14 protein-coding genes and 2 pseudogenes are annotated in these 11,398 nt (G+C 71.5%); 6 read left to right on the forward strand and 10 right to left on the reverse strand.

Annotation, left to right across the window (positions count from 1 at the left end):
* Window positions 1-414: 414 nt before the first annotated feature.
* Together G6R25_RS16575 and G6R25_RS16580 are read right to left on the reverse strand one after the other, a co-directional pair.
* Window positions 415-813 carry a PPOX class F420-dependent oxidoreductase gene (locus tag G6R25_RS16575; protein WP_136449720.1) on the reverse strand — a complete coding sequence of 133 codons (399 nt, stop codon included), beginning with the start codon at window positions 811-813 and terminating at the stop codon, window positions 415-417.
* A gap of 415 nt (window positions 814-1,228) precedes the next feature.
* Window positions 1,229-2,056 (reverse strand): glucose 1-dehydrogenase, encoded by an 828-nt coding sequence (locus G6R25_RS16580; RefSeq protein WP_205447171.1) that lies wholly within the window; start codon window positions 2,054-2,056, stop codon window positions 1,229-1,231.
* A 90-nt stretch (window positions 2,057-2,146) separates the two neighbouring features.
* Between G6R25_RS16580 and G6R25_RS16585 the strand changes: the two genes are divergently transcribed.
* Complete coding sequence (locus G6R25_RS16585; RefSeq protein ID WP_163553721.1) at window positions 2,147-2,812, forward strand: acyl-CoA-like ligand-binding transcription factor; 666 nt, start codon at window positions 2,147-2,149, stop codon at window positions 2,810-2,812.
* A 46-nt stretch (window positions 2,813-2,858) separates the two neighbouring features.
* Here the strand turns inward: G6R25_RS16585 and G6R25_RS27570 are convergent.
* The 4 genes and pseudogenes from G6R25_RS27570 to G6R25_RS27575 all read right to left on the reverse strand — a co-directional run.
* Window positions 2,859-3,335 (reverse strand): annotated as a pseudogene (locus G6R25_RS27570) (creatininase family protein); the annotation flags it as partial.
* Between the two features lie 221 nt (window positions 3,336-3,556).
* On the reverse strand, window positions 3,557-4,042 hold the full coding sequence (locus G6R25_RS16595) for a hypothetical protein (RefSeq protein WP_205447173.1): 486 nt from the start codon (window positions 4,040-4,042) through the stop codon (window positions 3,557-3,559).
* Window positions 4,039-5,019: a metallophosphoesterase family protein gene (locus G6R25_RS16600; RefSeq protein ID WP_235826448.1), complete on the reverse strand. Its 981-nt coding sequence runs from the start codon at window positions 5,017-5,019 to the stop codon at window positions 4,039-4,041. Before G6R25_RS16600 ends, G6R25_RS16595 begins: the two co-directional genes overlap by 4 nt.
* The gene (locus G6R25_RS27575; RefSeq protein ID WP_235948742.1) at window positions 5,016-5,216 is read right to left on the reverse strand and encodes a plastocyanin/azurin family copper-binding protein; all 201 of its coding nucleotides are present in this window, start codon (window positions 5,214-5,216) and stop codon (window positions 5,016-5,018) included. Before G6R25_RS27575 ends, G6R25_RS16600 begins: the two co-directional genes overlap by 4 nt.
* Here G6R25_RS27575 and G6R25_RS27580 point away from each other — a divergent pair.
* A complete protein-coding gene (locus tag G6R25_RS27580) occupies window positions 5,203-5,475 on the forward strand; it encodes a hypothetical protein (RefSeq protein WP_235948745.1) in 273 nt (90 codons plus the stop codon). The two genes, G6R25_RS27575 and G6R25_RS27580, sit on opposite strands and share 14 nt — an antisense overlap.
* A gap of 16 nt (window positions 5,476-5,491) precedes the next feature.
* Here the strand turns inward: G6R25_RS27580 and G6R25_RS16610 are convergent, their stop codons facing one another.
* From G6R25_RS16610 to G6R25_RS31715, 3 genes and pseudogenes are all read right to left on the reverse strand, one after another.
* Complete coding sequence (locus G6R25_RS16610; protein ID WP_163553722.1) at window positions 5,492-6,472, reverse strand: Rieske (2Fe-2S) protein; 981 nt, start codon at window positions 6,470-6,472, stop codon at window positions 5,492-5,494.
* The gene (locus G6R25_RS31710) at window positions 6,469-6,606 is read right to left on the reverse strand and encodes a sigma factor-like helix-turn-helix DNA-binding protein (RefSeq protein WP_473246907.1); all 138 of its coding nucleotides are present in this window, start codon (window positions 6,604-6,606) and stop codon (window positions 6,469-6,471) included. The genes G6R25_RS16610 and G6R25_RS31710 overlap by 4 nt, the downstream gene beginning before the upstream one ends.
* 278 nt (window positions 6,607-6,884) lie before the next feature.
* Window positions 6,885-6,983: pseudogene (locus G6R25_RS31715) on the reverse strand (RNA polymerase subunit sigma); the annotation flags it as partial.
* An 87-nt stretch (window positions 6,984-7,070) separates the two neighbouring features.
* Between G6R25_RS31715 and G6R25_RS16620 the strand changes: the two are divergent.
* The 4 genes from G6R25_RS16620 (at window position 7,071) to G6R25_RS16635 (ending at window position 10,977) form a co-directional block, all read left to right on the forward strand.
* Entirely contained in the window at window positions 7,071-7,526 is a 456-nt protein-coding gene (locus tag G6R25_RS16620) for a hypothetical protein (protein WP_163553723.1), read from the forward strand.
* Between the two features lie 251 nt (window positions 7,527-7,777).
* The gene (locus tag G6R25_RS31720) at window positions 7,778-8,563 is read left to right on the forward strand and encodes a helix-turn-helix domain-containing protein (protein ID WP_163553727.1); all 786 of its coding nucleotides are present in this window, start codon (window positions 7,778-7,780) and stop codon (window positions 8,561-8,563) included.
* 26 nt (window positions 8,564-8,589) lie between these two features.
* On the forward strand, window positions 8,590-9,708 hold the full coding sequence (locus tag G6R25_RS16630) for an LLM class flavin-dependent oxidoreductase (protein ID WP_163553724.1): 1,119 nt from the start codon (window positions 8,590-8,592) through the stop codon (window positions 9,706-9,708).
* Between the two features lie 429 nt (window positions 9,709-10,137).
* Complete coding sequence (locus tag G6R25_RS16635) at window positions 10,138-10,977, forward strand: nuclease-related domain-containing protein (RefSeq protein WP_235948749.1); 840 nt, start codon at window positions 10,138-10,140, stop codon at window positions 10,975-10,977.
* 81 nt (window positions 10,978-11,058) lie between these two features.
* Here the strand turns inward: G6R25_RS16635 and G6R25_RS16640 are convergent.
* The coding region (locus tag G6R25_RS16640; protein WP_205447177.1) for an ATP-dependent Clp protease proteolytic subunit at window positions 11,059-11,398 on the reverse strand (340 nt) is incomplete at its 5' end.

Genomic DNA, 11,398 nt, shown 5'->3' on the forward strand with positions numbered 1-11,398 from the left:
CCTGCACGACGGGCAATGGCAGCCGACCCCCGACGATCGCCGCCTCCCGGCCTGGGCCGAGCAGTATGCCGCCCCCGCGGCCCACGGCCTGTCGGCCAGCCCCTGTGGAACCTGATTCCCCGTCGCACACTCGGGTCCACCCGGGTGACGACGACGGATGGGTCGACGCCGTGCGCCCCAAGAGGCCGGCGCACATCGCCTCGCTGGCGTACAACCACACCGCGTACCGCGTCCGCAAGGTCGCCCGGAGCTCACCCACCTGCAGTGCGTGGGCTCCGGGCTCACCTGCCGCCGCGCCGAGGTCGCCGCGCTCGCCCCCGAGTCGCTCCTCCACCTGGAGGGCTTCCTCACCGCGAACGGCCGCGACGGGGTGTCGATTGCGTGACGGATGAGGCAGCCGGGCAGGCCGCAGGATCAGCCGAAGGTGTTGATCTTCGTCGGGTGCACCGCGATGCTGTACCGGAGCGCACCGGGCGGGGTGAGCTTGCGAACGTCGTCGGCCGTGCGCCCGTTGCTCTCGGCGATCTTCGCGGCCCAGGTGCAGTCCTCGTCGAGGATGACCTCGGCGGCGCCGCGGACCTCCACCGTGTGGTAAACGTTGGCGACGTCCAGCAGGAACAGCGAGCACTGCGGGTTGCGCTGCAGGTTCTTCAACTTCTGCTTGTCCGAGCTGACGGAGATGCGGAAGACGCCGTCGTCGAACAGGTAGCCCACAGCCGTGGTCTGCGGGGCGCCGTCGGGGCCGAGGGTGGTGAGGATCGCGACCGCGGCGTTCTGGGCGAGGTCGCGGTGGGTCTCTGGGATGAGGGTCACCGGAAAATCCTACGCACACCGCGTTTCAGTCCAGGCCTGGCTACACCACGCGATCTGCCTGTCCGTCGGGGTCCCTGGACGACGCTGATCTGATTGCCTGCGCCGGACCGGTCCCTCCCGGTGCTGCCGCCCGGCCGACGGCGACCGGACGGTGTTGTCCCGCTGCGTCGGCGCCTGAACGAGCTGATCACCACGCATCTGCAGTACACCTTCGGAAGCTGACAAGCGAGATGGGGCTGTTACGTTACGCGGAGTCACGGCATGACGCGCCCTCCCGAACGGCTGATCGGACCGCCCGAGCGAGCCCGGTGACGGCAGCGGGCCCCATCGCGGCCGGTCCCGCCGCGGCGGGACCGGCGCGACCAGCGCCGCTGCGGCGTGGCCGGCGCGATCGAGGAAGCCGGCCGGGCGCGACCTACTGGGCGGTGAGCCCGCCGTCGACGATCTGCTCGGTGGCGGTGACGTACGACGACTCGTCGGACGCGAGGAACAGCACGACCTGGGATACCTCGTCGGGCTCGGCCATCCGTGCGAGGGGTACCAGGGCGGCGATGCCGCCGCCCTGGTCGTCGGTGGCCGCGGCCATCATCGGCGTCTTGATGTAGCCGGGGTGCACCGAGTTGACGCGGATGTTGTCCTTCCCGTACTGCGCGGCGACGTGCTTCGTCATCCCTCGGGACGCGAACTTGCTGCCGACGTAGGCGAGGTTCGGCGCGCCGACGATCGAGACGATACCCGCGACCGAGGAGACGTTGATGATCGAACCGCCTCCGGCCTTCTGCATCGCGGGGATGACCGACTTCATCCCGTAGAACTGGGAGTGCTGGTTGATCGCGCAGACCTTCAGGTACGCGTCCTCGTCGAGGTCCACCGTGGAGACGATGGGCCCGAGGACGCCCGCGTTGTTCACCAGGACGGTGGGCGGACCGAAGGTCGCCTCGGTCTCGTCGACGACGCGGCGCCAGTCGGCGAGGGACGCCACGTCGTGGACGACGAAGTGTGCGTTCTCTCCAAGCTCGACGGCGATCTGCTTCCCACGCTGCTCGTTCAGGTCGGTCAGGACCACCTTGGCGCCCTCGGCCACGAGCCGGCGCGCGTGCGCCTCGCCCATGCCCTGCGCAGCACCGGTCACGATCGCGATCTTGCCGTTCAGCCTGCCCATGTGTTCCTCTTCCTCCTCGTTGACCTGGAGTCCGAGATCGGGAGGTCGGCACGAGGTCGGCACCGAACCCAGACCAAACATTATGGTACTCGATACCGAAATTGACTGACCAGCGAAGCTACGGTCGTTTCGCCCTCCGGCGCGGACGCGGACGACGGGTAGGCTCGGTAGATGGCCGGCGCGCGCAACGGACCACGCGGCGCGGGGCGGCCACGGGTCACGTCTCCCGAGGCCGTCGAGCAGGTGGCCATCCAGCTCCTGCTCCGCGAGGGCTACGCCAACGTCTCGGTCGACCAGATCGCGGCCGCGGCGGGCGTCGGCCGCACGACGTTCTTCCGCTACTTCCCCTCGAAGGCGGCCGTCGTGTGGAGCGCGTTCGACCACGCCAACCGCCGCCTCGCCGAGCTGCTGGCCCGGGCCGACGGAGCCTGCCCGCCCATGACGGCTGTGCGAGAGGCGGTCGTGGGTTCCACGCGCGACGCCGTGGACACGCGCGGTGTGTGGCTGGAACGCTTCCGGCTTCTGGACACCTCAACCGCCCTACGTGCCAACGCCGCCGAGCACTGGGAGACGTGGCGGGCAACCGTGGCTGCGTTCATCGCGCACCGAATCGGCGCGGCGTCCCAGGATGTCGTGCCGACCGCGATCGCCGGTGCCGTCCAGGGCACCTACATCGCCGAGCTACGAAGCTGGCTGCTCCTGACAACCACGACCGACGACCTGCTGGAGCGCTTGCGGCGCAGCCTGACCACAGTCGGCGACGTCCTCGACACGCTGACGGCGCCCCCGCGGGGCGCGGACGGAGCGTCCAGCGCCCCGACTTCAGGTGGCCGTTGAGGAACACCAGCTGGCGCACCGGGGTGGTCGCGAGGCAGCGGGCCAGGTCGTCGAGGACCGCGAGCAGCGTCGTCGCCGACAGCCACATCGTGCCCAGCGACCAGGCGTGCTCGTTGGACTTCGTGTACGCCAGCGCCGGCAGCAGCCACAGGTCGCAGGCGTCGCCGAAGGTGTCGACGGCGTCCCGGGCGAGCGTCTCGGCGACGACGAGGTCGGTCGACAGCGGCAGGGGGGCCGTGCTGCTCGATCGACCCGATGGGCAGCACGGCGACCAGACGCCGGCGGCGCGCAGCTCCGGCAGGGCGCGGCGCAACGGTTCGATGGGCCGCCGCGCCGGGGTGATGTCGACGCCGATCGAGGCGAGCCAGCCGTCGGGATGGCAGAAGTCGTTCTCAGGTCGACGACGATCACGGCGGTGCGGGCCAGATCGAGGGTGAGCCGCTGCGGGCGGGCGTCGACGGTGACCGGCAGCGGTGCGACCGGGGCGCGGCGCAGATCGACGTGATCGGACGGCACCGCCCACGAGTTGCGGGGACCACCCAGCCGGATGTTGACCACACGAACATCCTGCGGGTGGTCGTTTGCCTCCGAATTACCGAGCCGTTGCGTCGGGGTGCCGACCGCGTGGGTGCGCCCGCAGGTCGCGACGGTGCGTGAGTCCATGGCGACGACCGTCGGGGGGCCCGAACCGCCCCGGACGCTCACGAACCCGGGGCGGTTCGCCCGCCGACGTGCGCCGTGTTCTCAGCTACTCAGCTCCGCGCGTTTGTGCCCACCGCGCAGCCACACCGTGGACATGGCGGCGAGTACCACCAGCACCCCGATCTCGACGGCCACGCTGATCGCAGCGTCCGGGGAGGGCGTGAAACCGTGCTCCTCGAAACCGGCGACACCGCTCGTCCGGGACAACACGAAGCCGAGCAGCGCGCCCCCGGACAGGCCCGCGGCCAGGACCGACAGCACGAACGATCCCGGCAGCGCCACGCTGACCACGAGCAGGAACGCGACGGCGAACGAACCCGCGGCCTGGACGAGGAACGCAGGGCCGATGGTGTGGACGTAGCGGTAGCCGTGGTCGACGTACAGGTCGTAATGGAGGTAGCCGCCCCAGGCCAGCAGGATGGCCACGACGACCGTCGCCGTTCCCCGGACGAACCGCGTCGGCCCGGCTGGGGCTGGCTGGGGCGTCCCTGGCCCGAGCGGCGCGGAGAGACTCTCCGACGTGCTCATGCGAGCGCACTGTCCTTGATCGCCAAGGTGGCCTGACCCTGGACGTGGCTGACCTCGCGGACGCCGAGCGCGGTGCGGAGCCGGCCCGCGGGCAGGGTCTGCGGCGTCGGGGCCGGGCCGACGCCGGGCCGGGGCAGGGGGTAGGCGGTCGTCGTGGCGCTGTGGAAGGTCACGGTGCCCTCCGTCTTCGTGAACAGCTGATGGACGTGGCCGTTGAGGCAGGTCACCGAGGAGAACCGCCGCAGGTGACTCAGGACCTGCGCGGCGTCGTCCGTGCCCCAGCCCCACGCCGGGTACATGGCGAACAGCGGGATGTGGGAGAAGACAATGATCGGCGTGTCGCTGGACAGGCCGGCGACGTCCCCGCGCACGAAGTCGAGCTGGGCCGGGCCGAGGTGGCCGAGCGTCTCCAGGCTCAGGGTGTTGACCAGCGCGATGACGTGGACGCCCTTGATGTCGAAGCTGTACCAACCGTCGCCGACGGACCCGGCGCCGAAGGTCGCCAGGTAGCCCCGGCCGTGGTCGTGGATCGAGTCGTGCTCCCCCGGCACGGTGTGCACACTGCCGGCATGCACGCCGCCGAGCATCTGCTTGACCTGATCGAACTGGGCTGCGGTGGACAGATGGGTGAGATCGCCGGTGTGCATGACGAAGTCCGGCCGGTAGGGCAGCGCGTTGACCTGGTCGATCGCGTGGGCGAACGAGCCGGTGACGTCGGGGTTCGCCGTTCCGGTGAAGCCCAGGTGGCTGTCGCTGACCTGGACGAACCGCAGCGTGGCGGTGTCGTCGACCGCCGCGGCGCTCGGCGTCGTGCCGCCGACGACCGAGCTGATCACCTCGCCGCCGACGACGCTGAGCGCCACCGCCGCGCCGAACCAAGCGCCGTGGCGAGCCAGCTGCCGCCGGCTCATGCCACCCAGCCGGCCCTCCTCGCCGGGCCGGGCATCGCGGGGGCCAGGCCCGTCGCCGGCGCTCACGGGGTCACCACCACGGTGCCGAGCATGAACGGGTGGATGGTGCACAGGTAGGAGTACTGGCCGGCCTTGGTGAACGTGTATTGGTAGGTCGCCCCCTGGTCGAGGGTCGGCGAGTCCGGGCCCGCCCCGCTTTTCGCGGTGACCGTGTGCGGATCGGAGTCCTGGTTCGTCCAGGTGACCGTCGTGCCGATCTTCACCGTGACGGTCGCCGGGGAGAACGCGAAGTTCTGGATCGCCGCTCTGGTCCTCGACACCGGCTTTCCGGTCGCCGTCGCGCCACCGGCGCCCGGCGCACCCGTCGCCATCCCGGACATGCCCGGCATCGGGGTCGGCGTCGTGCCCCCGCCCGACCCGCCGCCGCAGGCCGCAAGGCCGGGGAGCGCCACCGCCAGAGCGGCGACCGCGAACAGCCGCCGCCGGGGTCGGCGCATTGTGGAAGAACACCACATCGGTTAGCTGCCTTTCCGGCCCGTCATCCGGGCCAGTGCCGTAGGCCCACCGTGTCGGCTCGTGGACCGCGTGTGTCATCGCGGTTATCAATAGCCGGGGTGGTTACACGGCCCGGGCGGTCACCCGATGGCAGGCGGCACTCACGTACGGGTGTTAACGTGGGAGTGGGTGGCACGTAAACCTGCACGACGCCATCGACCTCGCGAACGGTGAGGCTGGGCAGCGCACGCGGCGGGTTGCGCACCTTGGAGTGCACGACCTCGCCGGTCAGCGCGAAGGCCATCCGGTGGCAGGGGCAGTTCAGCCGCTGCTGCGCCGGGTCCAGGGCCAGCCGGCAGCCCTGATGCGTGCAGATGCCCGACGTCGCGCGGACCCGACCGTCGGTCCGTCGCACGAACCCGACCACGGTTCCGGTGTCGAAGGCCCGAACGCCGCCTTCCGGCAGATCCACCGTGGTGGCGACGGTCCGCCAGATGCCGGTCTCAGGAACCAGGGCGGCACCGGACCCGGCCACCGACTCCGGTCCCGCTACTGACGGGTCCGCCCGGTCGCCGCCGCCCGGGCCGCGCTCGCCGACGGCCCGGTCCACCCCAGCCCCGACCGCCGCCGACCCGGCCGCCAGCGAGGTGACCTGGACAAACCGGCGCCGCGTCCCGCGCCGCCGCCCCGCGCCGCCCCCACCCGCGCCAGTCCCACCGGCGGACGTCCCGTCACCGACGGTCGCGCCGGGCATCGTCCCCTCGTCCCGCTGGGGCGGGAACCAGCCGGCCCCGTCACGAGCCTGGTCCGGCCCGGCCTCACCGTCCGCGCGGCGGGCCTCGACTAGACGCTGGTGCAGCTGCTCGACGAACTCCTCGCTCGGCATGTCGCTGCCGGGTCGGGCGGCCCGCAACGTGATCGCCGCACGCAGGGCGGCGGCGTCCTGCGGGCCCACGTCGAACGGTCTGGGCCGCCGGTGGCCGATCAGGTCCTCCACGAATCGGCGCAGTCCCCGCCCAGTCATGTGGTTACCTCGCCGCCGAGCCGGGCCGCCCGCCGCAGCGCGCGGTGCTGGAGAACCTTCGCGTTCCCGACCATGATCCCGAGCTCGTCGGCGGCCTCCCGCAGGGTGCACGCCTCCAGGAACCGCAGCCGCAGGAGCGGGCATACCGGTCAGGCAGAGCGGCGAGGATCGCCTCCGCGCGAGCGGGGCTGTCGAGCACCGGACCGGCCGAGACGGCAATCGTACCGGCCGGCCCCGCCGAGACGGCGATCATACCGGTCGGCCCCGCCGGGGCGGCGACGGTGGTGGTGGTGGTGGTGAACATCGTCTGGGCCGTCGCCTCGTCGAGCGTGGTGACGGCGATTCCCAGGGTGCGCCGCCAGTGCGCGGCGAGCACCGTACCGGCGGTCGCGACCAGGTACGCCCGCACCTCACCGACACTCGCCGACACCCGCAGGGGACGCAACGCCGCCATGAACACCTCGGCCGTCAGATCCTCGGCATCCGGACGGTTCCCCACCTTCGCGAACATGATCCTGTACACCCGCTCCACATTGTCGCGATAGATCTCCTCCCAGCCGGAGTAGACGTCATCGGACACCACCCGCAACCGCGGCGGATGAGGCCGCCCGGATACCCCGACGCCAGCACCGGCTCGACCATCGCCGCCACCGGGCCCACCGCCATCTCCGAGACCATCGCCATCGCCACGGCCACCGCCGCCTCCGGGGCTGCCGCCATCTCCGGGGCTGCCGCGATCATGCTCCTCACCCGGCGCGATGCCGCGGGCACTGCCGACCGCCTCCTCGCCCGCCAGGGTGCGTCGTCGGTTCCACGCCCGAGCACCCGCCACTACTCGCCACCGCCTCACAGCCCGCCATCGTCACCGATCTGTCACCTCATCCGTACAGATAGACGGGAGGGTTACACCCGGCCCGCGGAAGTGGCGCGGCGCCTCGGGCCCGGGCATCCGGACGGATCAGGAGGCAGCGGCAGAATGATCAGCGGCAGCATGACCGCGCTCCGGCGCGGTCACGAAGCCGACATCGGGGTGTGGCAGGGTGCCGGCCCGTGACGATGCTGCACAGCGGGGTCGGGATTGCGGCGACCGAAGCGTACCTGCCGTCCAGGCCGGACGAGGTCTGGTGGGGTTGCTGCCGAACGCGACGAGCCGGCCGGTGCTGACCCGTGCCGTCCGGGCACGCGGTCCGGATCGAGTGATCCGGGCGGACCGGACGGCGACATCGGCGGATGAGACGGCGCCGCAGCGGATACTCTCAGGTTCCTGGGCGGTTCCACGGGCGTCGGAGGGTGGTCCGGGTGACGATGGCCGAGCAGGTCGAGGTCCCGTTGCTGCGGGGGCTGATCGGGCGGGCGCTACGACGTCGCAGGCTGGCCCAGCAGCGCACCCTGCGCAATGTCGCCGCGGCGGCGCTGATGTCGATGCCCTACCTGTCCGAGATCGAGCGGGGCCGCAAGGAGGCCTCCTCGGAGATCCTCACGGCGATCTGCCGCGCGCTCGGCGTGCGCCTGACGGACTTGCTCGACGAGGTACGCCTTGAACTCGCCCGCGCCGAGCCCGAGATCGCCCCCGCCACACCGGTCGCGCCGTCGGGCGGCGTCACCGAGCCGATCACGGCCAGCTTCGGCGTCCTGCGCCCGACGGCGATGCCGCGCCCCTTCGAGCCCTGTGCCGCGGCCGGCAGCAGCCTCGCCGCGATCGGCGGCAACCCTGCCGAGATCGGCGACAACCTCACCGGGGTCGGCGGCTGGCTTGCGGCGGACGCGGCGGGCGCCTGGTACGGCGACGGCCCCGTCACCGCTGCGGGGCTCGCCTCCTCGGCGCACCAGCAGGGAGTGTCCCCGAACCTGGGATTCTCCGCGGAATTCGAGGCGGTGCTCGGCGCCGGCCGGATTATCGTCCCGGCCGGCGCATGGGCCGCCCGCCGCTCCTCCCACCACCTCGCCGTCGGAGCGATCCGCGCCGCCCACCGCGCTCGCGCCGGCCGCGCCGGCCGGACCTGCCCGGCGATGAACCCGCCCCGCCCCACCCCGCCGGTGGCCGGGCGGAGCGTCCGCCCGGGGTCGACTCGGGTTCCCTCGGCCGGCTGACCGGCGAACATCCCGCGGGAGGCGTCATGTGGTTCCTCGTCATCACCCTGATCGTCCATCGGCCGGATCCGGTCACCGGCGCCATGCCGTCGGCCCGGGACCGGCTGCGCGAGGTCGTCGACAGCGCAGTGCTGGCCGAGGAGCTGGGGTTCGACGGGTTCGGCGTCGGTGAGCGGCACGAGCGGCCGTTCATCTCCTCCTCGATCTCCTCCTCGCCGCCGGTCGTGCTCAGCCACGTCGCGGCGCGCACCTCGCGGATCCGGTTGTTCACCGCGGTGACGACCCTGAGCCTGCTGGACCCGGTGCGGGCCTACGAGGACTACGCCACCCTCGACAACCTCTCCGACGGCCGGCTCGAGCTGATCATTGGCAAGGGCAACGGCACGGCGCAGCGCGAGCTGTTCAACGTCACCCCCGAGGACCAGTGGGAGCGCAACGCCGAGTCCTACGAACTGTTCCGGCAGATCTGGCGGCAGGACACGATCACCGCGCAGCCGCGGTTCCGGCCCGCGCTGCACGAGGCCGAGATCTGGCCACGCCCGTTCCAGCAGCCGATCCGGGTCTGGCACGGCAGCGCCACCAGTCGCGAATCGGTCGACCTCGCCGCCCGCTACGGCGACCCGCTGTTCTCCGTCAACGTCACCAACCCGATCGAACCGTACGCCGAGCTCGTCCACTACTACCGGCAGCGCTGGACGGATTACGGCCACGACCCGGCGCTGGCCGCGGTCGGCGCCGGCACGGCCGGTTTCCACGTGGCGCGGCGCTCCCAGGACGCCACCGCCGCCTACCCGCCGGTGTTCGCCGGGCAGCTCGCCTTCCAACGTTCGATGGGGCTCGAGCCGGTGTTCCCGACGCTTGAGGACTTCATCGAACGCAGCTCCGCGCTGATCGGCAGCCCCGAGCAGATCGTCGACAAGGTGCACCGCTACCACGAGCAGTTCGGCCATAGTGTGCTGCACCTGCACGCCGAGGCCGGCGGGCTGCCCGCCGGCGAGCACCGGGCGAGCCTGGAACTGTTCCAGGCCGCGGTGGCCCCGGCGCTGCGCCGGGACCTCCCCGACCCGCCCTGGCCGTGGGCACCGGTCCGGCCCCAGGCCGCGTCCGCCCCAGAGGCCGCCCCCGCGTCCGCGTCCGCAGACTGATCGGACACTGCGCCTACTCGCGCTACGGCGACACGTGGACACCGTGTTCGCCGGGGCGGGACGGCTGACCGCGTACCACCACGGCTCGTTCCCTGCGTTTGCGCTGGTCAGGACGATCGCCCAGGAATCACACCGTAACGTTCCGGACGCGCGTTGCGCATATCGGTGGAAAGCAGGTCCGCCCGGCGATAACGTGAAAGTGTCACCGGCCGGGCCAAATCGGCCGTCCGGGCGGCAAGGAATCTCACCGCGGCATGACGTTGTACGGCGTCGTGCCGTCCTGTCGTCGTCGATGGGCGGAGCATGGTCGAGCTACAGGTCAGGCCCTGGAAACGATTCGGCCAGGACCGGCTTTACGTAAATCTGCACGACGGCCGCAGCGCCGCCTGCTTCGACCGGCGGACCAGTGAGCTCACCCTCCTGCTCGACGTGGACCGGGACGCGGTACTCGCCGCGCTGGCGCCCCATCTACCCGACCTGCCGACGCCGGTGATCCGAACGAACCTGCCTGCTGCAGCCACCGCTGCCGCTGCCGCTGCCGCTCCGAACATCCGTAGGCCAACCACCCGCACGCCGGCGCACAGCACACCGGCGACCAACAGTCGGACAGGCCATACTCCCGCGAACGCGGAACCAGCGGATCTCACGACGTATCCGGACGACCTCGCGGGCAATCCACCCGGCCTGGCGATCCACACAAAAATCGCGGAGCTGACCCCTGGATTCTGGCGCGCGTTAGCCAACCGACTGCTCCGGCGCCCTCGGCCGGAAACGGAAAGCTGGCGCAAGGGCCTGGCCGGTGAACAGCTGGTGGCCGCGGAACTAGAGCCGCTTACGACGCGGAGCTGGCGGGTGTTGCACTCAATACCGCTGCCACGGGACGTGGACATCGATCACCTGCTGATCGGCCCGGGCGGTGTCTTCACCCTCAACACCAAGAATCACCGCGGCGCGCGAATATGGGTCGGCGACCGCGCGGCCACCGTAAACGGCCAGCCCTATCGGTACGTTAACAAGTCCAGAAACGAGGCGAAACGCGCAGCCGTAGCGTTGAGCGACGCCTGCGGCTTTCCCGTTGCCGTCGCCGGGGTGCTGGTCTTCGTCGAGGCGGACACCCTCACCGTGGAGCCCTCGCTGAAGGACGTCTACGCGACGCACCACGACCTGATCGCCGAAGCGTTCGAGGGCGCCACCGGAGTCTGGCAACCGGCGGACGTCGAGACGATCTACGCCGCGGCGCGCCGCGGGCACACCTGGCACGGCGCCTGACGCCGCGGCTGTCTCGGGCCGGGCACTGGGCGTCCGGTGATCCGGCCAGGGTCCACTGGCGGCCGGATCACCGGGGTGGGCTCAGGCCACGCCGGCCACCGGGCGCGCGGTCGTCGACTTGCGGCTGGTGATGACGTCATCGATGAGGCCGTAGTCGCGGGCCTCCGCAGCGCTGAAGATCTTGTCGCGTTCGGTGTCGCGGCGGATCTCCGTCTCGCTGCGGCCGGTGTGCCGGGCCAGCAGGGTCTCCTGCAGGGCTCGTATCCGCAGGATCTCGCGGGCCTGGATCTCCAGGTCGCTGGACTGGCCCTCCCCCTGCGCCGACGGCTGGTGGATGAGGATGCGGCTGTGGGCCAGGGCGAAGCGCTTGCCCGGGGTCCCGGCCGCCAGCACCGCCGCCGCCGACGCCGCCTGCCCCATG

It is taken from the genome of Candidatus Frankia alpina (assembly GCF_902806485.1).
Lineage (GTDB): Bacteria > Actinomycetota > Actinomycetes > Frankiales > Frankiaceae > Frankia > Frankia alpina.